The organism is Streptomyces sp. NPDC058000, assembly GCF_042886435.1.
Lineage (GTDB): Bacteria > Actinomycetota > Actinomycetes > Streptomycetales > Streptomycetaceae > Streptomyces.
Genome location: NZ_JBHVQS010000015.1, coordinates 110,077 through 137,026 on the forward strand (window position 1 = coordinate 110,077; position 26,950 = coordinate 137,026).

Here is a 26,950-nt window from a genome sequence, read left to right on the forward strand (position 1 = left end):
GGGCAGGGAGCACAGCGGCCCGCACCCCTGGGGGTGCGGGCCGTGGTGGTGCCGGGTGGCCGGGCGGGTCAGCCGCCGAAGTTCGGCAGGTTGTTGCCGCCGTTGGCGTTGTTGCCGCCCGGGTTGCCGCCGGTGCCGCCGGTACCGGTACCGCCGGTACCCGTGGCGCCGCCGGTGCCGGTGGCGCCCCCGGTACCCGTGGTGCCGCCGTCCGGCGGGGTGGAGCCGCCGCCGGTCGGGGTGGGACGGCCGGACGGCCGGCCGGAGTTGCTGTCCGACGGGGTGGTGCTCGGCGTCGGGGTGACCGGCGCGGAGTGCGTCGGGGTCGGCGTCGGGGTGACCGGCGCGGACTGGGTCGGCGTCGGCGGGGCGGGCGGCGGCACCGCGGCGCCCATGTCGGTCTCCAGGTCGAAGTCGCCGCCGGTGCTGTCGCCGAGCGCGGTCTGGGTGTAGTCGGCCCAGACCTTCGCCGGGTAGCCGCCGCCGTTGACCCGGCCGCCGCCGCCGGCGCCCTTGAGGGTGACCTGCTTGCCGCCGCTGGGCGACTCGCCGAACATGCCGACCGCGGTGACCAGGTTGGGCGTGTAGCCCACGAACCAGGCCGACTTGTTGTCGTCGGAGGTACCGGTCTTGCCGGCCGCCTTGTAGGCGGTGTTCTTGACCGCGTCCGAGGCGGTGCCGTCGTTGACCACGCCGGTCAGGACCGAGGTGACGGTGTCGGCCGTGCGGCGGGAGAGCACCTGGTCGCCGATCGGGTCCTTGAGCTTGGCCTCCTTGTCGGAGCCGTCCTTGCTCTGCACGGCCTTGACGACCAGGGTCGGGGTGACCTTGATGCCGTGGTTGTCGAACGTGGCGTACGCCCCGGCCATCTGGAGCGGGCTGGCGCCCATGGTGCCCAGGGTCATGGCCGGCTGGACGTCCATCTTGGAACCGTCCATGCCCAGGCCGACCGCGGTCTTCTTGACCTGGTCCAGGCCGACGTCGGCGCCCATCTGCGCGAAGACCGAGTTGACGGAGTTGTTGGTCGCCGTCTGGACGGTGATCTTCCCGTAGGTGTGCTCGTCCTCGTTCGGCGGCGCGAAGGGCTTGGTGCCGCCGACGACCGGACGGCGGTTGCGGCCGTCGTAGATCGCGTTGGGGGTGATCGGGACGCCGCCCTTGGTCACCGCGTGGTTCTCCATGGCCGACGCCAGGATCAGCGGCTTGAAGGTGGAGGCCGGCTGGTAGTCGGAGCGGGTCGCGTTGTTGGTGTAGTGCTGCGGGTAGCCCGCGCCGCCGTACAGCGCCACGACGTGGCCGGTCTTGGGGTCCACCGAGGTGGCGCCGAGCTGGACATCACGGTCGATCGAGCGCCGGTCGGGCGAGAGGTCGTCGATGAGCTTCCGCTTGACCGCTCCCTCCAGCGCCTTCTGCCGGTTCTTCTCGATGCCGAGGGTGACGGTCCAGCCTCCGGCCTCGAATTCGCTCTCGTCGACGCCCTGGGCGAAGAGTTCCTTCTTGGCCGCGGCGATGATGTAGCTGGCCTGGCCGGTCAGACCGGGCAGCGGCTTGGGCGGCTTGGGCACCGGGAACTTCTGCTGGGCGCGCTGCTCGGGCGTGAGCCACTTCATCTCGACCATGTTGTTGAGCGTGTACGCCCAGCGTTCCTGGACCAGCTGCTTGCCGGCGTCGGAGGCGATGGCCCAGTCGTACTGGTTGGGCGCCTGGAGCAGCGAGGCGAGGTAGGCGCCCTGCGCGACGGTGAGCTTGTCGGAGTCCACGCCGTAGTACGCCTGCGCGGCGGCCTGGATGCCGTAGGCGCCGCGGCCGTAGAAGCTGGTGTTGATGTAGCCGGCGAGGATGTCGTCCTTGGAGAACTTCTGGTCCACCTTGAGGGAGATGACGATCTCCTGGAGCTTGCGGGAGACCGTCTGCTCCTGGCTCAGGTAGTAGTTCTTGACGTACTGCTGGGTGATCGTCGAGCCGCCCTGCTTGCCCTTGCCGCTCAGGGTGTTGATGACGCCGCGCAGGGTGCCCTTCAGGTCGACGCCGGAGTCGTTGTAGAACGTCTTGTTCTCGGCGGCGACGAAGGTGTGCTGGACGCCCTTGGGTATCCGGCTGAGCGGGACGGTCTCGCGGTTGACCTGGCCGACCCGCGCCATGACCGAGCCGTCCGCGTACTTGAAGACGTTGCTCTGGAGCTTGGCTTCCTTGTTGCCGGCCGGGACGTCCACGTAGAGGTAGAGCCCGACGCAGCCGAGGATCCCCAGAAGGCATACGCCGAGGAAGGTCCCGACGATCTTCTTCCAGGTGAAGAGGCGGCGTATGCCGGACTTCTTCTCGTTCTTTCCGGCCCGGCGGGCGCTGCCCTGCCGCGCTCGCCTCGCGTCCGCTCGGCCCATCGCTCGTGCAACTCCAGTCGTTCCGCCCCCGGCATAACTCAGCTGTTGAAGCTAACACCGCATCTGTCAACAAATACTCATCGATCAAGGCTTTTCCCTACGTGACAAACAGCACGGGAAAAGCGCGCAACCGTCCTGGCGCCGGGCCGCCCCCCTCTGGACCGCAGCAGGCCAGCCCGTTAAAGTGATATCACTTTGCTAGACCAGCGAAAGCACGTACTGCGGTGCACATCACGCACCGCGCCGCGCGTCATCCACGAAACGGGGACCCCATGACCGATACGACACCCACCGCCGTCGACTCCGTGGACGCCCCGGAGATGCCCGCGCCACAGGTCCGCGAGCGGACCGCGCACAGCATCCCGGGCGGGCTGGCCCTGCTGCTGACCGTCCTGGGCGTCGCCCTCGGCATCGCCATGATCATCGTCGGCGGGGTCGCGGGCAACGGCGGCAACAACGCGGTCGCCGTACCCCTGGTGATCGCCGCGATCCTGCTCCTGGCGGCCTCGGTCTTCTGCATGACCGGCGTGAAGATGGTCGCGCCCGGCGAGGCCCGGGTGATCCAGCTCTTCGGGCGGTACGTCGGCACCATCCGCACCGACGGCCTGCGCTGGGTCAACCCGCTCACCTCGGCCCGCAGGATCTCCACCCGGATCCGCAACCACGAGACCGCGGTCCTCAAGGTCAACGACGCCTACGGCAACCCGATCGAACTGGCCTCGATCGTCGTCTGGAAGGTCGAGGACACCGCCCAGGCGCTCTTCGAGGTCGACGACTTCCTGGAGTTCGTCGCCACCCAGACCGAGGCGGCCGTCCGGCACATCGCCATCGAGTACCCCTACGACGCCCACGACGAGAACGGCCTCTCGCTGCGCGGCAACGCCGAGGAGATCACCGAGAAGCTCGCCGTGGAGCTGACCGCCCGGGTCCAGGCCGCCGGTGTGCGGATCATCGAGGCCCGCTTCAGCCACCTCGCCTACGCCCCGGAGATCGCCTCCGCGATGCTCCAGCGGCAGCAGGCCGGTGCGGTCGTCGCGGCCCGCCAGCAGATCGTCGAGGGCGCGGTGGGCATGGTCGAGTCGGCCCTGGAGCGGATCAACGAGCAGGGCATCGTCGAGCTGGACGAGGAGCGCAAGGCCGCCATGGTCAGCAATCTGATGGTGGTGCTGTGCGGCGACCGGGCCGCCCAGCCGGTCCTGAACACGGGCTCGCTCTACCAGTGAGTGCGGACGCCCCCCAAGGGTCCGGCGCGGACCGTGAACGGTCCGCCGGCCGCCGGCCGCAGCAGCGCAAGCAGGTGCTGCTGCGGCTGGACCCGCTCATCCACGACGCCCTCAGCCGTTGGGCCAACGACGAGCTGCGCAGCGCCAACGCACAGATCGAGTTCCTGCTCCGCAAGGCACTGACCGATGCGGGGCGCCTGCCACGGGGAGCGGGCGCCCCGCCGCGACGGGGGCGCCCGCCCAAGCGACGGGAGCCTGCGGAGGAGCCGACGGAGGGGTCGGCGAAGGGGTCAGCGGAGAGGTCAGCGGAGGGAGCCGACGGGACGCCGGACGACGGGTGACACCGGGCGACGCGTGATGCCGGGCGACGTGTGATGCCGGGCGACGCGTGACGCCCCGCCACCAGAAACCCCGTCTATACACCGTGCGTATACACCTCATGTAGAGTGCTTTTCATGTCCCTGGGCCGGCGCCGCCTCTCTCGCGCCCAACCTTCGCCATGCCCCGCCCGCACTCCCGGAGGCCCGCGTATGACCCCGGCCGGTTCCCTGCTCGAAGCCCGTGCACTGCACAAGGCGTACGCCGCCACGCCCGCACTCGACGGCGCGGACTTCTCCATCCACCCCGGCGAAGTGGTCGCCGTCATGGGCCCCTCCGGGTCCGGCAAGTCGACGCTGCTGCACTGCCTCGCCGGGATCATCCGCCCCGACTCCGGCACCGTCCGCTACGGGACGCACACCCTGACCGGGCTCAGCGATGCGCGGCGCAGCGCACTGCGCCGCACCGACTTCGGCTTCGTCTTCCAATTCGGCCAACTGGTACCGGAGTTGACCTGCCTGGAGAACGTCGCCCTGCCGCTGCGACTGAACGGCACCAAGCGCAAGGAAGCCGAACGACAGGCCCGCGACTGGCTGGAACGGCTGGAGGTGGACACCTTCGCGGCCCAGCGCCCCGGGGAGGTCTCCGGCGGCCAGGGCCAGCGGGTCGCGGTCGCCCGCGCACTGGCCACCGAGCCCCGGGTGCTCTTCGCCGACGAACCCACCGGTGTGCTGGACTCCCTCAACGGCGAGCGGGTGATGGGCCTGCTGACCGGCGCCGCCCGGGACACCGACGCGGCCGTCGTGCTGGTCACCCACGAGGTGCGGGTCGCCGCGTACGCCGACCGCGAGGTCGTGGTGCGGGACGGCATCGCCCGGGAGATGGTGGGCGCGGCATGAGCGCCGGCACCACGGCGACCACCGGGGGCGGGCTGCGCGGCTGGGCCCGGGACCTGGGCATGGGGGTGCGGTTCGCGGTCGGCGGCGGCCGCGAAGGCTGGATCCGCACCCTGCTCACCGCGCTGGGCGTGGGACTGGGCGTGGCGCTGCTGCTCACCGCGTCGTCCCTCCCCGCCATCCAGGCGCACCGGGCGGAGCGCCGGCTGGCCGCGCAGCCGACGGACACCGGCCGGGCGCTGCCGCCGACGGCGTCGACGCTGGTCGCGGCCGATCTGCACACCCTTTTCCGGGGCCGGCCCGTCGCCGGCGCGATGCTGCGGCCGGACGGCCCCGAGGCGCCCGCCCCGCCCGGGGCGGACGCCCTGCCGAAGCCGGGAGAGATGGTGCTCTCCCCCGCGCTGCGGGAACTCCTCGCCGAGCCGGCGAACGCACTCCTGCGGGAGCGGCTCCCGTACAAGGACGCCGGCACGATCGGGCCGGCCGGCCTGGTCGGTCCCGCCGACCTGACGTACTACCTCGGCAGCGCCACACTGAGCCCGGACACCGGCGGCCGGCGGGTCTCGGGGTTCGGCGCCTCCCGCCAGAGCGATCCGCTGGACCCGAAGCTGCTGGCGCTGATCATCGTGGCGTGTGTGGTGCTGCTGGTGCCGGTGGCCCTCTTCATCGCGACCGCGGTCCGGTTCCCCCCGATCCAGGGCGACTTCTTGACGCTCCCCCTCCTGAAGGAGGGGGATTCTCACGGCTCGCGCCGTTGAGGTTTCTGTTTCATCGCCGACTGCCCGCCCGGAGTTCTCCGTTGGGGTCTTACACCAGCTCCGCAGACTGTCACCGCCCGTCCGGCGGCCAGCAGGTTCTTCGCCGCGTTCACGTCCCGGTCGTGGGCCGTGCCACAGCTGTCGCACGTCCAGCTACGGACGCGCAGCGGCATCTTGTCCCGCAAGGCGCCGTAGGCGTGGCACAGCTTGGGTCGTGGTGGTGACGCTGCTCAGCCTGCCGCCGCTGTGGCGGATGATGCGACCGGACGGGCTGCGCACGGAGTGAGCGCACGCGGTGCGGACACGAGGCCCGGGGCGGGACGGGGTGCTGGGCGCGGGGCCGGAAAGCGACTCCGGCACCCGCCCCGCACCACCTCCGACCAGGCCGTTCCCGCACCGCCCCGTACACGTATACAACGTGCGTATACACCAGCAATACACCCCCGAGTAAGGTGGTCGGCATGTCAATCGGTCATACGCTGCTGGGCCTCTTGGAGTCCGGCCCCCGCCATGGCTACGACCTCAAGCGGGCCTTCGACGAGCACTTCGGACAGGACCGCCCGCTGCATTACGGGCAGGTCTACTCCACGATGTCCCGGCTGTTGAAGAACGGCCTGGTCGAGGTGGACGGCGTGGAGGCCGGGGCGGGCCCGGAGCGTAAGCGGTACGCCATCACGGACGCCGGGGTCACCGACGTCGCCCAGTGGCTGGCCCGGCCGGAGAAGCCCGAGCCCTATCTCCAGTCCACGCTCTACACCAAGGTCGTACTGGCCCTGCTGACCGACCGGAACGCCGCCGAACTCCTCGACACCCAGCGCACCGAGCACCTGCGTCTGATGCGCGGCCTGACCGAGCGCAAGCGCACCGGGGACCTCGCCGACCAGTTGATCTGCGATCACGCGCTGTTCCACCTGGAAGCCGATCTGCGCTGGCTGGAGCTGACCGCCGCCCGGCTGGACAAGCTGGCGGAGGCGGTCGGCGGATGACCCCCGAGGGATCCCTGCTCGCCGCGGAGGGTCTGCGCAAGGCGTACGGGCCCACGCCCGCCCTGGACGGCGCGGACTTCTCCATCCACCCCGGCGAAGTGGTCGCCGTCATGGGCCCCTCCGGGTCCGGCAAGTCGACGCTGCTGCACTGCCTCGCCGGGATCATCCACCCCGACTCCGGCACCGTCCGCTACGGGACGCACACCCTGACCGGGCTCAGCGATGCGCGGCGCAGCGCACTGCGCCGCACCGACTTCGGCTTCGTCTTCCAATTCGGCCAACTCGTACCGGAGTTGACCTGCCTGGAGAACGTCGCCCTGCCGCTGCGACTGAACGGCACCAAGCGCAAGGAAGCCGAACGACAGGCCCACGACTGGCTGGAACGGCTGGAGGTCGAGGGCGTGGACAAGCAGCGCCCCGGTGAGGTCTCCGGCGGCCAGGGCCAGCGGGTCGCGGTCGCCCGCGCACTGGCCACCGAGCCCCGGGTCCTCTTCGCCGACGAACCCACCGGCGCCCTGGACTCCCTCAACGGCGAGCGGGTGCTGACCCTCCTGACCAACGCCGCCCGGGACACCAACGCGGCCGTCGTGCTGGTCACCCACGAGGCCCGGGTCGCCGCCTACTCCGACCGGGAGATCGTCGTCCGGGACGGCCGGGTGAAGGACATGGCGGGCTGGATATGACCATGCTCCGCTCGCAGCCCGAGGGCGAGCGGGACACCGCCGCACCCGCACCGCCGCCCGTGACCCCGCACACCGGGCCGCTCGCCTGGGCCCGCGACCTCGCCATGGGCATGCGGTTCGCGGCCGGCGGCAGCCGGGAGGGCTGGATCCGCACCGCCCTGACGGCCGCCGGGGTCGCCCTCGGCGTGGCGGTCCTGCTGCTCGGCGCCTCCGTACCGACCCTGATGAACGCCTGGCACGGCCGGGAGAAGGCCCGCGAGAACCTCGGCCAGGCGCATCCGCCGCCGCGCACCGACCGCACCGTCCTCTACGCCACGGTGGACACCACCTTCCGGGGCACCGGCATCCGCGGCCGGCTGGTCGACCCGGACGGCGCGCATCCGCCGGTGCCGCCCGGCGTGCGGCACCTCCCCGGCCCGGGCGAGATGGTGGTCTCGCCGGCTCTGAAGGAGCTACTGGCCGCCCCCGACAACGCACTGCTGCGCGAGCGGCTGAGCAGCTACCGGATCGTCGGCGTGATCGGCGATCAGGGCCTGCTGGGCCCCAAGGAACTCACCTATCTCGCGCACACCGACGCCCTCGGCGGACGCGGCGGCTACCGCATCGACCACTTCGGCAAGAACTGGGACCCACAGCCCCTGAGCACGCCCGCCCTGGTCCTGGTGACCATGACGTGCGTGGCGCTGATGACGCCGGTGATGGTCTTCATCGGCACCTCCGTGCGCTTCGGCAACGAACGCCGGGAGCTCCGGCTGGCCGCCCTCCGCCTGGTCGGCGCCGACGTCCGCACCACCCGGCGGATCGCCTCCGGCGAGGCGCTGTTCGGCTCGCTGCTCGGGCTGTTGGGCGGTGGGGCGCTGTTTCTGCTCGGCCGCCTGCTGGCCCCGTCCATCACCCTGTGGGACATCAACGTCTTCTCCTCCGACGTCAGCCCCAGCCCACTCGCCGCGCTGCTGATCGCCGTCCTCGTCCCGACCGCCGCGGTCCTGGTCACCCTGGTCGCCCAGCGCGGCATCACCATCGAACCGCTCGGCATCGTCCGCAAGCGCACACCGGTCCGCCGCCGGCTGTGGTGGCGCGTCGCGCTGCCGGTCGTCGGCGCGGGCCTGCTGGTCCCGATGGCCATCCAGGCGCGCCCGACCGACAACCCACTCGACGCCACCCGGCTCGCGGTCGGTTCGACGCTGCTGCTGTTCGGCGTCACGGCACTGCTGCCGTGGCTGGTCGAGCGGGTCGTCGGCCGGCTGCGCGGCGGCCCGGTCCCCTGGCAGCTGGCGGTCCGCCGGCTCCAGCTGAGCAGCGGCCCGGCGACCCGCGCGGTCAGCGGCATCACCGTCGCGGTGGCCGGCGCCATCGCCATCCACATGCTGATGACCGGCTCGCAGGCCGGCTTCGCCGCTGCCTACGCCAAGTCCGGGCGGGTGCCGCAGATCAGTTTCTGGGGCTACGCGACCGGCTGGCAGCAGACCGAACGGGCGCTGGACGCGCTGCGCGCCACCCCCGGGGTCACCACCGCCCGCGGCCTGCTCAGCGCCAACTCCGGCCGGATGCCCGCCACGGGCCGCGACACCGGCCGCGACCTCCCCGGCATCATCGCCGTCGGCACCTGCGCCGAGCTGCGCAAGGTGGCCAAGCTGCCGTCCTGCCGGGACGGCGACGCCTTCGTCACCGACGCCCGCGCCTCGGGCGTCGAGACCGGCATCGCCCCCGGCGCCACCATCGACCTCAACCCGGCGGAGGGCTACGGCGAGCCCAGAACCACCCCCCACCCCTGGACGGTCCCGCCGTCCGCCCGCGCCGCCCACCTCATCCCGGTCGAGGACGGCCACCGCATCTACTACGACCTGCTCCTGACCCCCTCGGTCCTCGACGCGTCCCGGCTCAGCAGGCCCGATATGGAGATCCTGGTCCGTTTCGACCGCGACGCCCCCGACGCCGTCGAGCACATCCGCAACACCGGGACCCGGATCGACCCGACGATGTACGAGGGCTCGTCCATCGACAACCCGCACGACCGGCAGTACACCGGCGTCCGCAACGCGCTCTTCATCGGCGCGGTGATCACCCTGCTGCTGATCGGCGCGGGCCTGATCATCTCCACCGTCGAGCAGCTCTACGAACGCCGCCGGCTGCTCTCCACCCTCGACGCGTACGGCACCCGCCGCGCCACCCTCGGCTGGTCCGTCCTGTGGCAGACCGCCCTGCCGGTCGCGCTCGGTCTGGGCCTGGCCCTGGCCTGCGGCCTGACCCTGGGCTCGCTGCTGCTCTCCGTCATCGGCAGCGGGGTGACGGTCGACTGGCCGGTGGTCGCCGGCATGACCGCCATCGGCGGCGCCGTGATCCTCTTCGTCACCGCCCTGAGCCTGCCGCCCCTATGGCGCATGATGCGCCCGGACGGCCTACGCACGGAGTAGGCGTCACCGAACGGGTCAACGCTTGTCGTACGAGACGCGTGCGGGCGCCTTTGCCTACGATGATGACCTCGACACCAGCCCATGGGAGGCACGCAATGTCCGCAGCAGCTGTCGAGCGTCCGCACGGGCCTGCCCACGAGCCGCCGATGCTCCTTGAGCAGGCCGACCGGCTCATGGAGCAGCTTCCGGGCTACCGCGTCGAGATCCTCGGAGGCGACCTCACCGTGACCCCACCCTCAGACTTCGGCCATGCGAAGGGGCTGTCCAGCCTCCGCGACACCTTTGCCTCGGCGGGATTGAACCGCGGCGAGACGCTGGTCCTTGAGGCCGTCGGGCTGTGGCTGCCGGACGGCCCGGAGAACTTCGCCATCCCCGACCTGGCCGTAGTGGACGCCGATGCCGAGGAACACGTAGCCGAGTACGAGTGTGTCGACCCCGCCGCTTTCCGGATGGTTCTGGAGATCACGTCCGGGAACTACGCCAACGACCTGCGCACCAAGGTAGCCGCCTACGGCGCGGCGAAGGTACCCGTGTATGTGATCGTCGACCGCAAGCACGAGCGCCTCCACGTCCTCACCGAGCCCATCGAGGACGGCTACGCCATGCACCACATCCATGTCCCCGGGGCGAAGGTCACCCTCCCGGAGTCGATCGGCGCTGAAGTCACTCTGGATGTCACGCAGGTGCTGGACGATTCCCGGCGCATCACCCCGCGCCGCTGACCCTCACACCCGCGCGATCCGCACCGGCAACCCCCGCAGCGCCCCCCGCAGCGCCGCCGCGAACTCCTCGAACTCGTGCTGCCGGGCCGAGCCGGCGCGCATGGCCAGCGCGATCCGCCGGGACGGAGCCGGGTCGGCGAAATAGCCCGTGGTCAGCTGATCGTTACGAGCCGTCTCCACCCGCAGTGCGGTACGCGGCAGCAGCGTCACGCCCAGCCCGCCGGCGACCAGTTGGACGAGCGTGGAGAGTCCGGCCGCACTGGTCGTGACCGGTGTGCCCTCCTCCCGGCCCGCCTCGCGGCAGATGTCCAGGGCCTGGTCCCGTAGGCAGTGGCCTTCGTCCAGGAGCAGCAGGTCGAGTTCCTTCAGGGCGGCGCGGGGAATGTCGCCGCGGCCGCCGAGCCAGTGCTCCTTCGGGGCGACCAGCACGAAGTCCTCGTCGAACAGCGGGATTTCGGTGACCTGCGGGGCGCCGAGCGGCACCGCGAGCAGCAGCAGGTCCAGCCGGCCGTGCGCCAGACCGTCCAACAAGGAGGCGGTCTGCTCCTCGTGGACCTGGAGGTCCAGTTGCGGGTAGGTGTCGTGGACCAGGCGCAGCACGGCGGGCAGCAGATACGGGGCGACGGTCGGGATGACGCCGAGCCGGAGCACGCCGGTGAAGGGCGCGCGGGCCGCCTCCGCCTCCTCCATCAGCGCGCCGACCGCGTCCAGGACCGCACGGGCGCGAGCCGCCACCCGCTCCCCCGCCGGCGAGAGCAGCACCTTGCGGGTCGTACGCTCCAGGAGCTGGACGCCCAGGGTTTCCTCCAGTGCGGAGACCGCTCCGGAGAGTGCGGGCTGGCTCATGCCGATCTCGGCCGCCGCCTCGCGGAAGTGCAGGTACTCGGCGACCGCGGCGAACGCCCGCAGCTGGGCCAGGCTGGGCTGGCGGGGCCGCCCGCCGGAGCTCACAGGTGAAGCCACTGATAACCACCTCCGATCAACATCCACAAGTCTAGCTATTTCCCTGATCAATGCCTCCTGTGGCACCGTGTTACCCGTCCAAGCCTCAAGGAAAGACCAGAAAGCCCCCACAAGGGACTTTCTTGCAACAAGGAGAGCGCGTGCTCACTGTCGGTGACAAGTTCCCCGAGTTCGACCTGACCGCCTGCGTCTCGCTGGAGAAGGGCGAGGAGTTCGAGCAGATCAACCACAAGACCTACGAAGGTAAGTGGAAGATCGTCTTCGCCTGGCCCAAGGACTTCACCTTCGTGTGCCCGACCGAGATCGCCGCGTTCGGCAAGCTGAACGAGGAGTTCGCCGACCGTGACGCCCAGGTCCTCGGCTTCTCCGGTGACTCCGAGTTCGTGCACCACGCCTGGCGCAAGGACCACCCGGACCTGACCGACCTGCCCTTCCCGATGCTCGCGGACTCCAAGCACGAGCTCATGCGCGACCTGGGCATCGAGGGCGAGGACGGCTTCGCGCAGCGCGCCGTCTTCATCGTCGACCAGAACAACGAGATCCAGTTCACCATGGTGACCGCCGGCTCCGTCGGCCGTAACCCCAAGGAGGTCCTCCGGGTCCTCGACGCGCTCCAGACCGACGAGCTGTGCCCCTGCAACTGGAGCAAGGGCGAGAACACCCTGGACCCGGTCGCCCTGCTGGCTGGTGAGTGACACCCATGGCTCTCGATGACCTCAAGTCCGCGGTTCCGGACTACGCCAAGGACCTGAAGCTGAACCTCGGTTCGGTGATCGGAAACGCCGAAAGCACAGCCCTGCTCACGCAGCAGCAGCTGTGGGGCACGGTGCTCGCCTGCGCGATCGCCTCGCGCTCGCCCAAGGTGCTGCGCGAGCTGGAGCCCGAGGCGAAGGCGAACCTCTCCGCCGAGGCGTACACCGCCGCCAAGTCGGCCGCCGCCATCATGGCGATGAACAACGTCTTCTACCGGACGCGCCACCTGCTCTCCGACCCGGAGTACGGCACCCTGCGCGCCGGTCTGCGGATGAACGTCATCGGCAACCCGGGCGTGGACAAGGTCGACTTCGAGCTGTGGTCGCTCGCCGTCTCCGCCATCAACGGCTGCGGCATGTGCCTGGACTCGCACGAGCAGGTGCTGCGCAAGGCCGGTGTCGAGCGCGAGACGATCCAGGAGGCCGTCAAGATCGCGTCCGTCCTGCAGGCCGTCGGCGCCACCCTCGACGCCGAGGCCGCCCTCGCCGAGTAAGGCACGGCGGAGCGGGTGGCGTTCGCCCCCGCACCAGGCAAGGCGAAACCCCCGCGGACCTCGTGTCCGCGGGGGTTTCGTGCGTGGCCGGGCGGCTCCGGCGGACATCCGCCGCCGGGGCCGCCGGCCGTCACTCCTCCGCCGGGGATTCGCCGCGCCGCGGCGGTGGGGTCGGTGCCACCGCGAGCGCGGTCGCACCGCGCGGCGGCACCGTCATCCGCAGCGCCTGCTCCCGGGAGTACGAACGGAGGTAGCCGACGACGGTGTTGGTGACGGCCACCAGCGGGACCGCCACCACCGCACCGCCGATGCCGGCGATCAGGCTGCCCGCGGCGACCGAGAGGATCACCGCCAGCGGATGCACCCGGACCGCCCGGCCCAGGATGAACGGCTGGAGCACATGGCTCTCGATCTGGTTCACCGCCAGCACGACCGCCAGCACCAGCAGCGCCGTGAAAACGCCCTGGGTGACCAGCGCGACCACGCACGCCAGCGCGCCCGAGACCACCGCCCCGATCAACGGGACGAAGGCGAACAGGAAGATGAAGACGGCGAGCGGGACGGCCAGCGGCACATCGAGGAAATAGAGCCCGGTGCCGATGAAGAAGGCGTCGATCAGCGCCACCAGGACCGTGCCGCGGATGTAGGCGGTCAGCGTCCGCCAGGCGCGCGGACCGGCGCCCGCCACCCCTTCACGGGCCGGGCCCGGCACGAGCTTGAGCGTCCACTCCCAGATCCGCCGGCCGTCGTAGAGCAGGAACAGCGTGGTGAACATCCCCAGCAGGATGCCGGTGAACATCTCCAGGACGACCGTGACGCCCTCCAGTCCGGCCGAGGTGATCGCCTCGGTGTTGGCGCCGACCGCGTCCTGGAGGTTCTTGGCGATGTGGTTGATCTGGCTCTCGGTCACGTGGAACGGACTCTTGAGCAGCCAGCCCTTCAGCTCGGTGATGCCCTCCTGGATGCGGCTGGACACCGAGTCGATGTTGTCCTGGACCTGCCATACGACGAACCAGCCGACCAGGCCCATCACCACGAAGCCGCCGATGAAGGTCAGCGCGGTGGCCGGCCCGCGCGGCACGTTGCGCTGGCGCAGCCACGCCACCGTGGGCTGGAGCAGCGCCGTGATCAACAGCGCCGCGACGAAGGCCAGCACCACCAGCTGAATCGTGGTGATCACCTTCGCCAGCACCCACAACGTGCCGGCCAGCACCAGCAGCCGCCAGCCGGCCTCGGCCGCGACCCGGACCCCCCAGGGCACCGCCGCCACCGGATCCGGGGGAGCCGCGACGGCCGGGGCGTAGGTCGGCGGCGCGGGCACCGAATCGGGCGACCGAACGGCTGCCGGGGCCGGGTCCGACTCCTCCGACACCTCCGGCTCCCGGGGAGCCCGGGGCTCCTCCGACACCTCCGGCCGATGCCGCGGCGCCCCCTTCGTGACGTCGGCGGCGTCCACGGCGTGCACAGACGCCGCGGCATCCGCAGCGGCCATGGCGTCCGGCCCCCAGGTGGCCGTCGCGGTGCGGCCGGCCGGCACGCTCTCGGTCGGTGCCCCGTTCACCGGGGCCCGCAGGCCGTACCCGTCCAGGCCGGACGCGCGCCCGGCGCGCCCCGCCGCTTCCCGGTCGCCTGCCTCCGCCGCGGCCTCCGCTCGACTGCGCTGTTCCTCCAGCCGCTGCGAGAGCCGCGTCAGACCGGCGCCTAGGCCACCGACCCACTGAGGCAATCTGGACATGTTGCTTCCTCTTCCCCGCCCTTACAGCCATCTGACGCCCCGACGTTACCCGTGCCGGATGCGCGAAACCCCCGAACGCGACGCGTTCGGGGGTTTCGGAGCACGGTGGCGCGGCCGCTGGGGCCTCGCAACGGCTTAGTACCAGCTGTTCGCCTGCCAGAACGACCAGGCACCGCAGGGGCTGCCGTACCGGCTGTTCATGTAGTTCAGGCCCCACTTGATCTGGGTGGCCGGGTTGGTCTGCCAGTCGGAGCCCGCGGAGGACATCTTGGAGCCGGGCAGCGCCTGCACCAGACCGTAGGCGCCCGAGGAGGCGTTGGTCGCCTGGTAGTTCCAGCCGGACTCGTGGTCCACGATGTTGCTGAAGCACTGGAACTGGTCGGACGCGATCATCTGGCGGGCCATCGACTGCGTCTCGGCAATGGAGTAGGAAGCCTTGGCAACGAAGTCGCTGGCGTCGCGGACGGCCGAGCGGGAGGCGGCCAGCGCCTTCTCGCGGTCCTTCGCGTCCTTCTCCGCCTTCGCCTTGTCCGCAGCGTCCTTCTTGCTCTGCGCGGTCTCAGCGGCTGCCTTACGCGCCGACTCCTGTGCGGACTTCAGCGCAGCCGTGTCCGCCTGGGTGGACGCCGAGTCTGCCTGCTGCGTCAGCGAGGCAGTCTGCACTTGGGCCTGCTGGCCTGCGGGGATGTCAGCAATCGTCGCGTCGGCCGCGGTGGCCTCGGTGTTGCTCACCGATGCCTGGCTGCCCGATGCGACGCCGACGACGGCGCCGACGGTGGTGACCGCGGTGGCAGAGGCCACTGCGAATCCCCGGACCGAGATCCGGCTCACACGTTTTCCTTCCAGCATCGCCCGCTTAGGTGACCTCGCGGACGCAATCGTGCCCCTGACGCTGGCCTCCCCTTGTTCCGGCGCCTGTTGAGCGGTCGGCGCCGACTGGTCACGGGAGGCACTGGCCCGGTACGTCCCCCTCGGGGGTCCGCGTGGTGCTCGGGCGGCATACGGCAACTCGCTATGAAGTTCGGGTCGTCCATACACCCTGGAGGGTGCGTCTGGGCCGTATGCGGGGCCTGACAGGACCCAGACTCTGCCCGAACGGGCTACAGGGAAGCAATTCTCTGCCGGGTGTGAAAGCTCACACCTCGTTTACCCCTCAGAATTTCCGGATATCCGAGCGCATGCCAGCGCCGCCCGGCTAGGCTCCTTCGCCTCTCCGGGCGGCGCATCATTTCACAACCGGTCAGATCCTGCCGTCCTCCAGCATTTCGGTCACCAGCGCGGCGATCGGCGACCGTTCCGAGCGGTTCAGCGTGACGTGCGCGAAGAGCGGATGCCCCTTCAGCTTCTCGACGACGGCGACCACTCCGTCGTACCGCCCGACCCGGAGGTTGTCGCGCTGGGCGACGTCATGGGTCAACACGACCCGGGAATTGGCCCCGATCCGGGACAGAACGGTCAACAGGACGTTCCGTTCCAGTGACTGGGCCTCGTCCACGATCACGAACGCGTCGTGCAGCGACCGGCCGCGGATGTGGGTCAGCGGCAGTACCTCCAGCATCCCGCGGGCGACCACCTCTTCGATGACGTCCTTGGTGGTCACCGCGGACAGCGTGTCGAAGACGGCCTGCGCCCAGGGGCTCATCTTCTCCGCCTCGGTGCCCGGCAGATAGCCCAGTTCCTGGCCGCCGACCGCGTACAGCGGCCGGAACACCATCACCTTGCTGTGCTGGCGGCGCTCCAGCACCGACTCCAGCCCGGCGCACAGCGCCAGCGCCGACTTGCCGGTACCGGCCCGGCCGCCCAGCGACACGATGCCGACCTCCGGGTCGAGCAGCAGGTCCAGCGCGATCCGCTGCTCGGCGCTGCGGCCGTGGATCCCGAACGCCTCCCGGTCGCCGCGCACCAGCCGGACCGCACCCTCCGGGGTGACCCGGCCGAGGGCCTTGCCGCGCTCGGACTGGAGGACCAGCCCGGTGTGCACCGGGAGTTCCTCCGCGCCCGGGACGGGGGCGGTCTCGGCGGCGAACAAGTCGTCCACCTGCTCTGCGGAGAGGGCGAGTTCGGCCATGCCGGTCCAACCGGAGTCGGTGATCGCCAACTCGGCGCGGTACTCCTCGGCCAACAGCCCCACCGAGGACGCCTTGATGCGCATCGGCAGGTCCTTGGAGACGACGGTGACGTCGAACCCCTCGGCCTGGAGGTTGCGGGCGACCGCGAGGATCCGCGAGTCGTTGTCGCCCAGGCGGCTGTGGCCGTTGAGGAAGGCGGCGGGCAGGAGTCCGGGGTCGGAATGGTTGAGTTCGACCCGGAGCGTCCCGCCGAGCTCCCCGATGGGGATGGGGGCGTCCAGTCGCCCGTACTGCACCCGGTACTCGTCCAGCCGGCGCAGTGCCTGCCGTGCGAAGTACCCGAGTTCGGGATGGTGCCGCTTGGCCTCCAACTCCGTGATCACGACGACCGGCAGTACCACCTCGTGTTCGTCGAAGCGGGACATGGCGGCCGGATCCGCCAGCAGGACGCTGGTGTCGAGGACATACGTGCGCCGGTCGCTCTCACGGCGCTTCTTGCTGTTCACCACGGGTGGACGAACCCCCTCGGATGAGGTCGGGGTGCGACGACGTCGCCGGGGACAGGACCGGGTTCTGGCCGCGCTGCGCGGGCCGAACGCCGGCCCTCCGCGTCGTCCGTGCGGTACGCACGATCGTCCGTGATGCGCAAAGGGCCTCCCGGGCGGACGGCCCCATGCCGTCCGCTGAGATCCGGTGCCCACTGGCTTGTTTGTTCCGGGCACCGACCTGCCAGGGATATTCCCTTCAACCCCCGCGCCCATGCCACGGCATATGACACACGCTCGATGAACCTTTGGTTACAGGTGCCCGCTGACCGGCGGAAAGAAGGGCGAAGCACCCATGGGGCGCAGGTGGGGCGCCTGGAAGCGCCCCCGGCGGAGGGGCGCCGGAGGGGGCGTCAGGAGAAGCACCGTCAGCCCGCGGAGGACACGCCCCCCAGGGCGCGAACCCCGGTGGCGCCCGGGTCCACACGGCGCGCCGTGACCGGAACGTATCCCCGAAAAATGGCCGGATCGCTCCCCGTTACGTGGCCGAAACCCGCCCTGCCGGACGACCGAACCGCCCGCCGGAAGGCCGGCCCACCGGCCCTCGGGCCGGTCCGACCCTGATCCACCGGACAGGCCCTAGCCCCCGAAGCGCCGGTGTCGGGCCGCGTAGTCGCGCAGTGCCCGCAGGAAGTCGACCTTCCGGAACGCCGGCCAGAAGACCTCGCAGAAGTAGTACTCCGAATGAGCGCTCTGCCAGAGCATGAAGCCCGACAGCCGCTGCTCGCCGCTGGTGCGGATCACCAGGTCCGGGTCCGGCTGGCCACGGGTGTAGAGGTGCTCCGAGATCAGGTCGATGTCGACGATCTCGGCCAGCTCCTCGAAGGACGTGCCGCGCTCGGCGTGCTCCAGCAGCAGCGAGCGCACCGCGTCCGCGATCTCCTGGCGGCCGCCGTAGCCGACCGCGACGTTCACCATGACGCCCTTGTTGTCGAGGGTGTCCTGCTCGGCCTTCTTGAGCACCCGCTGGGTCTCGTCGGGCAGCAGATCGCGGTTGCCGACGTGGTGGACCCGCCAGCGGCCGTCCGCGGCCAGATTGCGCACGGTGTTCTCGATGATCCCCAGCAGCGGGGTCAGCTCGGAGGCCGGCCGGTCGAGGTTGTCGGTCGACAGCAGCCAGAGCGTGACGACCTCCACACCGGTCTCCGCGCACCAGCCCAGCAGCTCGTCGATCTTGGCCGCACCCGCCAGGTGGCCCTGCTCGGTCGACAGCCCGTCGGCCCGCGCCCAACGCCGGTTGCCGTCCAGGATGACGCCGATGTGCTTGGGCACCTGGGTGTGGTCCAGACGACCCTCCACCCGGCGGGCGTACAGCCGGTAGACGAGATCGCGCAGTGCAGGCGGATACGGGATGCGCATCCCGGAAGATCGCAGCATGTGTGGTCCAGCCCCTCCGTGCCGATGGCCATCGCCCCGTTGCCTAAGGGAGCAACTTTACTTCTGGCTGTCTCAACAGCCCAATCAGGTATGTCACAAGTCCGTGATAGGGAGAGGACCATGACCACTGGCACTGACTACCGCGCCGCGGATTCACGGTATGCCTCCATGGAGTACCGGCGCACCGGCCACAGCGGCCTCAAACTCCCCACTATCTCCCTTGGACTCTGGCACAACTTCGGGGACGATCGCACCCTCAGCTCCCAGCGGGCCATTCTGCGTCGCGCCTTCGACCTGGGCATCACCCACTTCGACCTGGCCAACAACTACGGGCCGCCGCCCGGGTCCGCCGAGCTGAACTTCGGAAAGATCTTCGCCCAGGACTTCCGCGGCTACCGCGACGAGCTCATTCTCTCGACAAAAGCCGGATATCTGATGCACCCCGGCCCTTACGGCGAATGGGGCTCCCGGAAATACCTGCTCTCCTCGCTGGATGCCTCGCTGAAGCGGATGGGTGTCGATTACGTCGATATCTTCTACTCGCACCGCTTCGACCCGGACACCCCGCTGGAGGAGACGATGGGCGCGCTGGCGTCCGCCGTCCAGCAGGGCAAGGCCCTGTACGTCGGGATCTCCTCCTACCCCGCGGAACAGACCGGCGAGGCGGTCCGCATCCTGCGCGAGATGGGCGTGCGCCCGCTGATCCACCAGCCCTCGTACTCGATGATCAACCGCTGGATCGAGGACGACGGCCTGCTGGACGTGCTGGACGAGGCCGGCATGGGCTGTATCGCCTTCGCGCCGCTGGCGCAGGGCATGCTCACCGACAAGTACCTCGACGGCGTCCCCGAGGGTTCGCGCGCCGCGCAGGGCAAGTCCCTGGACCCGGATCTCCTCACCGACGAGGTCGTCCGCCGTCTCCGCGGGCTCAACGAGATCGCGGCCCGCCGCGGCCAGTCGCTGGCCCAGCTCGCGCTGAACTGGGTCCTGCGGGACACCCGCATGACCTCCGCCCTGATCGGCGCCAGCAGCGTCGCCCAGCTGGAGGCCAATGTCGCGGCCCTGGGCGCCCCCGCGATCACCGATGCGGAACTGGCCGAGATCGACGAGTTCGCCCGGACCACGGAGGGCGTCAACATCTGGGCCCGCCGCTGAGTCGAGGGGCATTCCACGTGGTGGGGTGGGCTGGCGCTCGCCCTGCGGCCCCGGTTCTCCCCCGGCCTCGGGCCGGGGCCCCGCGGTGCGGGGGCTGAGCCGGGGCCGGCGGGGGGGGCGGCGACGCCTGCGACAGGGGCGGGGCCGCGCCACGCAAAGAAAAGCGGGCCGGTCCGTGGGGGGGATACGGACCGGCCCGAGGGGGGGCTTCCACCATAACCCCGCGGGAGGGGTGCTCCGTGCATCGCGGGGTGGCCGGCGTGGCTCGGGCTTCTGCGGGCGGTGTCAGCGGGCCGCGACGGCGCCCAGCAGCAGGCCGCAGAAGGCCCCGATGATCATGAACGGGCCCAGTGGCATGGCCTCTTTGCGGCCCGTGCGGCGGGCCACCAGGAGGAACGTCGCGTAGAGCGCGCCGATCAGGATCCCCGCCGCGCCCCCGGTGAGCAGCGTGGACCAGCCGTACCACCCAAGGGCGACGCCCAGCCCGAGCGCCAGCTTGACGTCGCCCAGGCCGAGGCCCGAGGGGTTGACGAGGAAGAGCAGCAGGTAGCACGCGGCGAGGGCCAGGCCGCCGAGGAGGGCGCGGAGTGCGGTGGCCGGCTCGCCGGTGAGCCAGCCGACGGCGCCGAGGGCGGTGGCCGTGGCCCCGGCCAGGGGCAGGGTCAGGGCGTCGGGGAGGCGCTGTACCCGTCGGTCGACGAGTGCCAGGAGTACCGCGATCGGTGTCATCAGCAGCCAGACGGCGAGTTCCGGGCGGGCGCCCGTGGCCGCGGCCAGCGCCGCGCAGACCAGTGCGGTGGCCGTTGCGGTCGGCACCGTGGCCGGCCCGTACGGCGCCCGGCAGTCCGGGCAGCGGCCGCGGCCCAGCCAGCCCCACGCCGGTCCGGTCAGCGCATGGCCGTCGGGGCAGTGCGTGCGCCAGTCCTCCTCGGGTGGCACGGAGAACCGGTGCGCGGGCCGCGGTATGAGGAGGCCGGCGGCCGCTCCGTAGGCGGCGGCGAGGGTGCTCAGCGTGACGGACACGGGTCGACCCTAGAACGCGGTGGTTGATAGAACGGCGGGCATGGGGAGTTGGGCGGACGGTCGGGGTGTTCTGGAGGGTGCGGACGCCGAGGTTCCGGTGGAGGTCGCGGCGTCCTATCGGGCGCGGACCCGGGGGCTGTTGGGTCGGGACGGGATCGCGGGGGCGTTGTTGCTGACCCCGGCGAGCGGGGTGCACACGTTCGGGATGCGCTTCGCGATCGATGTCGCCTATCTGAGCCGGGACTTCACGGTGCTCGACGTCCGCACCATGCGGCCGGGGCGGCTGGGCCGTCCGCGACTGCGGGCCCGGCACGTACTGGAGGCGGAGGCCGGGGAGATGGCGCGGTGGGGGGTGCGCCGGGGGGTGCGGGTCCGCGTGCGCGTGCGGTAGCGGACGGCCTCGGTGATGGAGGGTCAGCCGCCTGCCGGGGTGCCGGCGCTCGCCGGGATGCGCGGAGGGACGGTGGCGGACGTGGCGGCGGGGCGGCCGCGGCGTTCGAGGGCGGCGGCCCAGGCCGTGGCGGCGAGGCCGAGGAGGCCGGTGGCGGCGCCGACCCAGGCGACGGAGGGGAAGCCGAGGCCGGCGTCGATGGCGAGGCCGCCGAGCAACGGGGTGAGGGTGATGCCGACGTTGAAGGCCGAGGTGTTGACGGCGGGGACCAGGGTGGGGGCGTCGGGGGCGAGGCGGAAGACCCGGGACTGGACGACCGGGTTGATGACGTAGGACGTGAAGCCGAGGACGAGGACCAGGACGAGGGTGGTGGGGAGGTTGGCGGCGGCGCAGGCCAGGGCGGCGGAGGCGAGGGTGAGGGCGGTGACGCCGAGGGCGAGGGTGCGCAGGGGTGCGGTGTCGGCGAAGCGGCCGCCGACGGTGACGCCGATCAGGCCGCCGACGCCGTAGAGCGAGAGCACGGCGGGGACCCAGCCCGCGGGGAGTCCGGTCACCTCGGTCAGGAGGGGGGCGAGGTAGCTGAAGGTGACCACGCCGGCGCCGAAGGTCAGTGTGGTGATGAGGCAGGAGAGCCAGAACTGGGGGCGGGCCAGGCCGGTCAACTCGCGGCGTATGGAGGGGGTTCGGGAGGGGGCCGGTGTGGCGTCGGGGGTGGTGCGGCGGGTGGTGCGGCGGGTGGTGCGGCGGGTGGCCGGGAGGGCCGCGAGGAGGGAGAGGGCGCTGAGGACGGTGAGGCCGGCCACGGCCCAGAATGCCGCGCGCCAGCCGGCGTGCTGGCTGAGGACCGTTCCGGCGGGCACGCCCACGACGGTGGCGAGGGTGAGTCCCGTGCCGACCACGGACAACGCCTTGCCCTTCGCCTGCGGCGGCACCAGGCTCACCGCGGTCGCCGCGGCCACCGCCCAGAAGCCGGCGTAGGCGACGGCGCTGAGGATGCGGGTGGCGAAGAGGACGCCGTAACCGGGGGCCAGCGCGCCGATCACATGGCCGGCGACGAAGGCCAGTTGGAAGGCGACGAGTGCGGTGCGGCGCGGGACCCGGAGGGTGGCGACGGCGAGTACGGGGGCGCCGAGGACCATGCCGACGGCGAAGGCGGAGACCAGGAGGCCGGCGTCGGGGATGGAGACGCCGAGGTCGGTGGCGATGTTGGGGAGGAGGCCGGAGAGCATGAACTCGGAGGTGCCTTGGGCGAAGATCGCCAGGCCGAGGAGGTGGACGGCGAGGGGCATGGGGTCCTTCTCTGGTCGGAGTGTTGGGGTGCTGGGGAGTCGGGGTGTTGGAGTGTCGGGGTGTTGCGTAGGTGAGTTTTGGAATGAGTGGTTCAAAATGTGGGCAGGGTGGGGTCAGGGGTGGCCGTGATCGAGGGGGAAAGCGGGGGGGCGCCCGCGGGCTCCGCAGGAGAGCAGGGCGGGGGCGGGGTGGCGCTAGAAGGCCGCCAGGGTGGCGTCCGCCACGCCCTCCAGGGCCGCGCGGCCGACGCCGGCGCGGGCCGAGACGCGGATGCCGCCGACCGAGGCGATGAGGAGGTGGGCGAGGGTGCGGGCGTCCTTGTCGGAGGCGATGTCGCCGTCGCGCTGGCCGGACTCGATCACGCCGCGGATCATCTCCAGGCGCACGCCGTAGTCCCGTTCCAGGGTGGCGGCCACCGAGGGGTCGTGGGACGAGACCTCGATGGCGGTGTTGACGACGAGGCAGCCGCGGCCGTCGGGGTGGCGGGTGAACTCCTCGTCGATGATGCGCTGGAGGACGGCGCGGAGCATCTGACGGGCGGTGGGGGTGTCAGCTTCAGTGCCGGTGCCAGTGCCAGTGTCGCTGTCGCTGTCGCTGCCGCTGCCGAGGAGTTCGGCGAGCTCGGCGTTCTTGTGCTCCATGTAGCGGGCCAGGGCGCGCTCGAAGAGGTCGTGCTTGCTCTTGAAGGTGTTGTAGATGCTGCTGCGGCCCAGGCCGGTGGCGTCGCACAGGTCCTGGGTGGACGTGGCTTCGTAGCCGGCGGCCCAGAACGCCTCCATCGCGGCGTCGACCGCCCGCCCCTCGTCGAACTTCCTGGGTCGGGCCATACGGGAACGCTAACACTTATTGGATCAGTCAGTCCAATACGAGATTCGGGCCGCTATCCGCCGTTGCGCGGGAAGCTGACCTCGACACGGCGGTTCTTCCGGCGGCCGGCCTCGGTGCTGTTGTCGGCGATCGGGTACTGCTCGCCGTAGCCGCGGATCTGGAAGCCGACCGAGGAGCCCAGGTCGACGGCGAGTTCGCGTTGGACGGCGTTGGCGCGCTGTTTGGAGAGGACCAGGCCGTGCGCGGCGGAGCCGAGGTTGTCGGTGAAGCCGAAGACCCGGAGGTCGGTGGCGTGCTGCTTCCTGACCTCGTCGGCGATGGCACTGATCCGGGCCAGGGCGTCGGTCGACAGTTCGGCGCTGTCCTTGCTGAAGAGGACCTCGGCCTGGAGCGCGAAGGTGATGTTGTCGTTGGTGTCCTGCCGGCGCTCGGAGCCGTCGTCGGTCTCCACGATGGACTTGATGTTGAGGACCTTGGGCGGGGCGAGCTTGGCGCCCTGGACCATCCGCAGGTTGGGGTTGGTGGGGTCGATACGGACCGGCGCGGTGGTGTCCTCGGTGATGCCCGGCGGGTCGGCGTGGGCGGCGGGGGCGGTGAGGGCGACGGTCAGCAGGAGCGCGGCGGTGGCCGTGAGGGCCGTACGGGAGGCGGTCATCGTGGGCGGCTCAGTCGGTGATCCGGACGGTGGCCGGCGGCATCGTCGGCAGTTGGAAGTCCACCTCGGTCACCTTGGCGGGCGGGGCCGGGAACTGCGCGAAGACGGGCCGGCTCTGGCCCGGCAGCAGTCCGCTCAGGCCCGTCGTACACAGGCATTCGCCGTTGGTGTCGCGGAGGACCAAGTACCGCTTCTTGCCCGCCTTGTCGACCAGGGTGGCGCCGGAGAGGGACGAACGCGACTTCAGTTCGGTCTCGCTGGAGCGCCAGTCGATGGCGTTGAAGGCGCGGGTGCCTCGGTTGGTGACGGTGCCTTCGACGGTGACGAAGCCGCCGGAGTCGCGGACCGCGGAGTGCAGGGTGACCTCGATGCCGTCCGGGCCCTTCATCTCGCCGATGACCTTGTTGGCGTCGGCCGCGGGGGAGCCGGCGCCGCCGTCGTCCGGGGTGGCGCTGTGGGTGGCTGGTTTCCTGCCGTCCGGGGTCTGCGTGCCGTCGTCGCCGCCACCACCGCAGCCGGCCACGAGGAGGGCCAGGCCGAGCACGCTCGCCGTGGCGACCGCTCCCCTGGCGGCCTTCGTGGTGCGCCGAATGCTCATGGATGCGTTCCTTCGCTGAGTGCGGTCGGGAGGTCGGTGGGGGTCATGGGGCGGCGGGGTCCGGTGGGTCGAGGGGTGGGGCGGCGTTCACCGGGCCAGGCGCACGGAGAACAGGTCGGCGGCCGTGGGGAGGTCCTGGGGCCGGTCGGGGTCGAGGGTCCAGCCCTTGCCGTCGCAGATCAGCGTGCGGGGGGCGGGCTTGGGGGCCGGGCCGCCGTCCTTGCCACCGCCGGGCGTGGGCGTGGGGCTGGGGCGGGTGGTGGGTCCGCCGGCGGGCGGGGCGAAGGTGCAGCGCGGGGCGACGACCGCCTTCGCCTCGGCCGCGGCGTGGGTGCTCCCGGTGCTCGGGATGACCGAATCGCCCACCGCGTGGCGGGTCTTGACGGTGACGGCGAACGACGTCGGCCAGGAGTCCGGGGTGCAGGACGAGACCGCGGCGTCGTTGCGGCCGGCGAACCAGCCGGCGTTCTCGCAGGCCGCGTCGGCGGGGACGCCGCGGCCGTTGAGGAGCTCTTCCCAGGCTGCCGGGTCGGTGGTGCTGGTGCCGTCGTGGAGCCCGGCGAGGAAGTCCTTGCGGAGATCGTCGCGGTACTTCTGGCCGGCGGCGAGCGCGGCGGCGTCCGCGGCGGTCTGCGCGCCGTTGCGGGTGGCCGCCGCCTGGCCCACGGCGAAGAAGGCGAGCGCGAGGAAGAGCAGGCCCCCGATCGCGACGAGATAGATCGGCAGGGTCTGCCCCGCGTCGCGCCGGCGGCGGCGCGTGGCGGTGGTGGCCGGCACGGGCGGGGTGGCGGGATCTAGATCCCGACGACGTCGGAAATCTTGTTGGCGATGGCGTTGGCGATCTGACTGCCGAAGTCGGTGGTCGACAGGACCAGGACGATCGCCACGACCACCGCGATGATGCCGAGGTACTCGATCGAGGTCTGACCCCGGTCGTTTCTCACGATCCGCTTCGCCATCGTCTTCCCCTCCATGGGCGGCCGTCCCGCTCTGGTGCGGCCGGGGTGTCCCCGTGGTGCGCTCGTCCGCGCTCGTGCCACGAGAAAAGTACGCCGGAACGGCATTCCCGGAACAGAGGTTCCGAACCTCGCCCTCGTCCGAAACCACCAACGAGGGATCGGGCGACACGTTTCGGCCACCGCGCGCCACCTCAGCCACCCCCGCTCCCCCTCCGGAATCCCCCGGAGTGCCGCCTGTTGTCGCGGTCTTGCTGCCCATGCGGGCCGGTCGCTGCCCGCACCGTGGTACGCGGCGGTCGGCCGACGCAACCACTGTGGCACAACTCGTTGCGCCTGCGAAGACTTTGACAGTAATGCGGACCGCGGACCGGCCTCATCCGGCCGGCTGCCAGAGCCCGACCATCGACGCCGCACCCGAGCAGTCGTTACCGCCGGAGGGATCCGGTGCGTAGAGCGTCCAGACCCCGAACACCTCCAGCAGCAAAGGGAGTAGGCCAAGAATCAGGACGGCCAGGGCGAGTCCGGAGGTGCGGGTGGCGGCGCGGTCCCAGCCCCGCCGGACCGCACCGCGGACCAGGGCCACATAGAGCACCGGCGCGGCGAGTCCGCAGGCCAGACCGGCCCATGCGGTGATGTGCATCCGCAAGGACGGGCCGAAGTAGTGGCAGTCGTGGAAGGTGTCGTGGGCGAAGGCGGTGGCCTGGAGGAGGGCGAGGACGGTACCCAGGACGACGAGGCCGGGCACGCCGAGGGCGGTCCAACGACGCCAGGCCGCCGGGGGCCGGACCGGGGCCGATGGGGATATTCCGGACGGTGCGGACGGTGCGGTGCGGGTCATTTTCACTTGTCCATCAGGGAGCCGAAGTTGGTGCCGGAGCCGAGGAAGAAACCGGCGATGAGCAGGATCATCGTGGCCGGGACCATGAACGTGGTGACGACCATGGTGGCCTTGGGGACCGCGCGGGCCGCCCGCCGCCGGGCGTTCTGGGCGTCCGTACGGCGCATGTCGTTGGCGATCTGGATGAGCGTCTCGACGATCGGCGAACCCAGTTCCTCGCCCTGCTGCAGGGCGGTGACGAACTGCGCGACCTGTTCGGAGTCGTTGCGTTTCCGCAGCTCCTCGAAGGCGGCGCGGCGGCTGACGCCCATGTCCATCTGGCGCAGGGTGATGCGGAGTTCGTCGGCCCAGGGGCCCTCGTACTTCTCGGCGACCCGGTCCAGCGCCTGGCGGAAGCTCAGACCGGCGCTCACCACGACGGCCAGCACATCGAGAAAGTCCGGAAGCGTGCGCTCGATGGTGTCCTTGCGCTGGCGGACGGCCGCCCAGATGCCCACCTCGGTCCAGAAGAGGCCGAACAGCACCATCAGGACCCCGAGTACGGGCTGTCCCTTCAGGAACATCACCAGTGCGCCGAAGAAGCCCAGGCCGCCGTAGACCGCGCGGCGGGCGGCGTAGCGGTCGACGGTGAGTCCCCCGGGGTTGCCCGCCAGGTCGATCCGGCGGCGGACCCGCGCCACCCGCTTCTCGCCCATCAGCCGTAGGACGAGCGGGGCGTAGCGCATGCCGGTGCGGTCCACGGCCGAGCCGACGGCGGTGGTCCGGGTCGCGCCGACCTCCAGGGACAGCGCGAGGTCGGGCGGGAGTCGGGCCTCGCGGCGGTAGAGCGCGATCCCGCAGCAGATGCCGGCGACCGACAGGGCGAGTGCCAGGGCCAGCACGATTCCGATTGCCATC

Annotated in this window: 27 protein-coding genes and 1 pseudogene; 12 read left to right on the forward strand and 16 right to left on the reverse strand. The window is 71.2% G+C overall.

Going from position 1 to position 26,950, the window contains the following annotated elements; genetic code table 11:
• Nucleotides 1-68: 68 nt before the first annotated feature.
• Nucleotides 69-2,381 carry a transglycosylase domain-containing protein gene (locus tag ACFVT2_RS17735; protein WP_390018411.1) on the reverse strand — a complete coding sequence of 771 codons (2,313 nt, stop codon included), beginning with the start codon at nucleotides 2,379-2,381 and terminating at the stop codon, nucleotides 69-71.
• 272 nt (nucleotides 2,382-2,653) lie between these two features.
• Between ACFVT2_RS17735 and ACFVT2_RS17740 the strand changes: the two genes are divergently transcribed.
• The 4 genes from ACFVT2_RS17740 to ACFVT2_RS17755 all read left to right on the forward strand — a co-directional run bounded on the left by ACFVT2_RS17740 (nucleotide 2,654) and on the right by ACFVT2_RS17755 (nucleotide 5,576).
• Nucleotides 2,654-3,604, forward strand: a complete 951-nt coding sequence (locus ACFVT2_RS17740) for an SPFH domain-containing protein (RefSeq protein WP_390018414.1) — start codon at nucleotides 2,654-2,656, stop codon at nucleotides 3,602-3,604.
• On the forward strand, nucleotides 3,601-3,945 hold the full coding sequence (locus ACFVT2_RS17745; RefSeq protein WP_390018416.1) for a hypothetical protein: 345 nt from the start codon (nucleotides 3,601-3,603) through the stop codon (nucleotides 3,943-3,945). The genes ACFVT2_RS17740 and ACFVT2_RS17745 overlap by 4 nt, the downstream gene beginning before the upstream one ends.
• A 189-nt stretch (nucleotides 3,946-4,134) precedes the next feature.
• Entirely contained in the window at nucleotides 4,135-4,821 is a 687-nt protein-coding gene (locus tag ACFVT2_RS17750; RefSeq protein WP_390018419.1) for an ABC transporter ATP-binding protein, read from the forward strand.
• Complete coding sequence (locus ACFVT2_RS17755; RefSeq protein WP_390018422.1) at nucleotides 4,818-5,576, forward strand: hypothetical protein; 759 nt, start codon at nucleotides 4,818-4,820, stop codon at nucleotides 5,574-5,576. Before ACFVT2_RS17750 ends, ACFVT2_RS17755 begins: the two co-directional genes overlap by 4 nt.
• Here ACFVT2_RS17755 and ACFVT2_RS17760 read toward each other — a convergent pair.
• Nucleotides 5,558-5,794 (reverse strand): annotated as a pseudogene (locus ACFVT2_RS17760) (zinc ribbon domain-containing protein); the annotation flags it as partial. The gene ACFVT2_RS17755 and the pseudogene ACFVT2_RS17760 sit on opposite strands and share 19 nt — an antisense overlap.
• 243 nt (nucleotides 5,795-6,037) lie before the next feature.
• On the opposite strand from ACFVT2_RS17760, the gene ACFVT2_RS17765 reads away from it, so the two are divergent.
• From ACFVT2_RS17765 to ACFVT2_RS17780, 4 genes are all read left to right on the forward strand, one after another.
• Complete coding sequence (locus ACFVT2_RS17765; RefSeq protein ID WP_390018425.1) at nucleotides 6,038-6,562, forward strand: PadR family transcriptional regulator; 525 nt, start codon at nucleotides 6,038-6,040, stop codon at nucleotides 6,560-6,562.
• A complete protein-coding gene (locus ACFVT2_RS17770; protein WP_390018428.1) occupies nucleotides 6,559-7,245 on the forward strand; it encodes an ABC transporter ATP-binding protein in 687 nt (228 codons plus the stop codon). The genes ACFVT2_RS17765 and ACFVT2_RS17770 overlap by 4 nt, the downstream gene beginning before the upstream one ends.
• Nucleotides 7,242-9,659, forward strand: coding sequence for an FtsX-like permease family protein (locus tag ACFVT2_RS17775; RefSeq protein WP_390018431.1), 2,418 nt, complete (start codon nucleotides 7,242-7,244; stop codon nucleotides 9,657-9,659). Before ACFVT2_RS17770 ends, ACFVT2_RS17775 begins: the two co-directional genes overlap by 4 nt.
• A gap of 95 nt (nucleotides 9,660-9,754) precedes the next feature.
• Complete coding sequence (locus ACFVT2_RS17780; protein WP_390018434.1) at nucleotides 9,755-10,381, forward strand: Uma2 family endonuclease; 627 nt, start codon at nucleotides 9,755-9,757, stop codon at nucleotides 10,379-10,381.
• A 3-nt stretch (nucleotides 10,382-10,384) separates the two neighbouring features.
• Here the strand turns inward: ACFVT2_RS17780 and ACFVT2_RS17785 are convergent, their stop codons facing one another.
• On the reverse strand, nucleotides 10,385-11,344 hold the full coding sequence (locus ACFVT2_RS17785) for a LysR substrate-binding domain-containing protein (RefSeq protein ID WP_390018436.1): 960 nt from the start codon (nucleotides 11,342-11,344) through the stop codon (nucleotides 10,385-10,387).
• Nucleotides 11,345-11,484: 140 nt separating this feature from the next.
• Here ACFVT2_RS17785 and ACFVT2_RS17790 point away from each other — a divergent pair, with 140 nt between their 5' ends.
• Nucleotides 11,485-12,039, forward strand: a complete 555-nt coding sequence (locus ACFVT2_RS17790; RefSeq protein WP_390018439.1) for a peroxiredoxin — start codon at nucleotides 11,485-11,487, stop codon at nucleotides 12,037-12,039.
• A 5-nt stretch (nucleotides 12,040-12,044) separates the two neighbouring features.
• Nucleotides 12,045-12,590: an alkyl hydroperoxide reductase gene (locus ACFVT2_RS17795; protein ID WP_390018442.1), complete on the forward strand. Its 546-nt coding sequence runs from the start codon at nucleotides 12,045-12,047 to the stop codon at nucleotides 12,588-12,590.
• A 130-nt stretch (nucleotides 12,591-12,720) separates the two neighbouring features.
• Here the strand turns inward: ACFVT2_RS17795 and ACFVT2_RS17800 are convergent, their stop codons facing one another.
• From ACFVT2_RS17800 to ACFVT2_RS17815, 4 genes are all read right to left on the reverse strand, one after another.
• The gene (locus ACFVT2_RS17800; protein WP_390018445.1) at nucleotides 12,721-14,325 is read right to left on the reverse strand and encodes an AI-2E family transporter; all 1,605 of its coding nucleotides are present in this window, start codon (nucleotides 14,323-14,325) and stop codon (nucleotides 12,721-12,723) included.
• 135 nt (nucleotides 14,326-14,460) lie between these two features.
• Complete coding sequence (locus tag ACFVT2_RS17805) at nucleotides 14,461-15,156, reverse strand: transglycosylase SLT domain-containing protein (protein WP_390018448.1); 696 nt, start codon at nucleotides 15,154-15,156, stop codon at nucleotides 14,461-14,463.
• Between the two features lie 409 nt (nucleotides 15,157-15,565).
• The gene (locus tag ACFVT2_RS17810; RefSeq protein WP_390018451.1) at nucleotides 15,566-16,903 is read right to left on the reverse strand and encodes a PhoH family protein; all 1,338 of its coding nucleotides are present in this window, start codon (nucleotides 16,901-16,903) and stop codon (nucleotides 15,566-15,568) included.
• Between the two features lie 615 nt (nucleotides 16,904-17,518).
• The gene (locus ACFVT2_RS17815) at nucleotides 17,519-18,298 is read right to left on the reverse strand and encodes an isoprenyl transferase (protein WP_390018519.1); all 780 of its coding nucleotides are present in this window, start codon (nucleotides 18,296-18,298) and stop codon (nucleotides 17,519-17,521) included.
• 138 nt (nucleotides 18,299-18,436) lie between these two features.
• Here ACFVT2_RS17815 and mgrA point away from each other — a divergent pair, with 138 nt between their 5' ends.
• Entirely contained in the window at nucleotides 18,437-19,471 is a 1,035-nt protein-coding gene (gene mgrA / locus ACFVT2_RS17820) for an L-glyceraldehyde 3-phosphate reductase (RefSeq protein ID WP_390018454.1), read from the forward strand.
• A 285-nt stretch (nucleotides 19,472-19,756) separates the two neighbouring features.
• Here mgrA and ACFVT2_RS17825 read toward each other — a convergent pair whose 3' ends face one another.
• Nucleotides 19,757-20,494, reverse strand: coding sequence for a prepilin peptidase (locus ACFVT2_RS17825; RefSeq protein ID WP_390018457.1), 738 nt, complete (start codon nucleotides 20,492-20,494; stop codon nucleotides 19,757-19,759).
• A 40-nt stretch (nucleotides 20,495-20,534) separates the two neighbouring features.
• Between ACFVT2_RS17825 and ACFVT2_RS17830 the strand changes: the two genes are divergently transcribed.
• Nucleotides 20,535-20,885 (forward strand): DUF192 domain-containing protein, encoded by a 351-nt coding sequence (locus ACFVT2_RS17830; RefSeq protein ID WP_390018460.1) that lies wholly within the window; start codon nucleotides 20,535-20,537, stop codon nucleotides 20,883-20,885.
• Between the two features lie 23 nt (nucleotides 20,886-20,908).
• Here ACFVT2_RS17830 and ACFVT2_RS17835 read toward each other — a convergent pair whose 3' ends face one another.
• The 8 genes from ACFVT2_RS17835 to ACFVT2_RS17870 form a co-directional block, all read right to left on the reverse strand.
• Complete coding sequence (locus tag ACFVT2_RS17835; RefSeq protein ID WP_390018463.1) at nucleotides 20,909-22,174, reverse strand: Cmx/CmrA family chloramphenicol efflux MFS transporter; 1,266 nt, start codon at nucleotides 22,172-22,174, stop codon at nucleotides 20,909-20,911.
• Nucleotides 22,175-22,369: 195 nt separating this feature from the next.
• Nucleotides 22,370-23,002, reverse strand: a complete 633-nt coding sequence (locus ACFVT2_RS17840; RefSeq protein ID WP_390018466.1) for a TetR/AcrR family transcriptional regulator — start codon at nucleotides 23,000-23,002, stop codon at nucleotides 22,370-22,372.
• A gap of 53 nt (nucleotides 23,003-23,055) precedes the next feature.
• Entirely contained in the window at nucleotides 23,056-23,658 is a 603-nt protein-coding gene (locus ACFVT2_RS17845) for an OmpA family protein (RefSeq protein ID WP_390018469.1), read from the reverse strand.
• A 10-nt stretch (nucleotides 23,659-23,668) separates the two neighbouring features.
• Entirely contained in the window at nucleotides 23,669-24,256 is a 588-nt protein-coding gene (locus ACFVT2_RS17850; RefSeq protein WP_390018472.1) for a hypothetical protein, read from the reverse strand.
• Between the two features lie 87 nt (nucleotides 24,257-24,343).
• Nucleotides 24,344-25,033 (reverse strand): pilus assembly protein TadG-related protein, encoded by a 690-nt coding sequence (locus ACFVT2_RS17855; RefSeq protein WP_390018475.1) that lies wholly within the window; start codon nucleotides 25,031-25,033, stop codon nucleotides 24,344-24,346.
• Between the two features lie 17 nt (nucleotides 25,034-25,050).
• Entirely contained in the window at nucleotides 25,051-25,215 is a 165-nt protein-coding gene (locus ACFVT2_RS17860) for a hypothetical protein (RefSeq protein ID WP_016573405.1), read from the reverse strand.
• 373 nt (nucleotides 25,216-25,588) lie between these two features.
• Nucleotides 25,589-26,053, reverse strand: a complete 465-nt coding sequence (locus ACFVT2_RS17865; RefSeq protein ID WP_390018479.1) for a hypothetical protein — start codon at nucleotides 26,051-26,053, stop codon at nucleotides 25,589-25,591.
• A 2-nt stretch (nucleotides 26,054-26,055) separates the two neighbouring features.
• On the reverse strand, nucleotides 26,056-26,949 hold the full coding sequence (locus ACFVT2_RS17870) for a DUF5936 domain-containing protein (protein ID WP_390018482.1): 894 nt from the start codon (nucleotides 26,947-26,949) through the stop codon (nucleotides 26,056-26,058).
• Nucleotide 26,950: the final 1 nt, after the last annotated feature.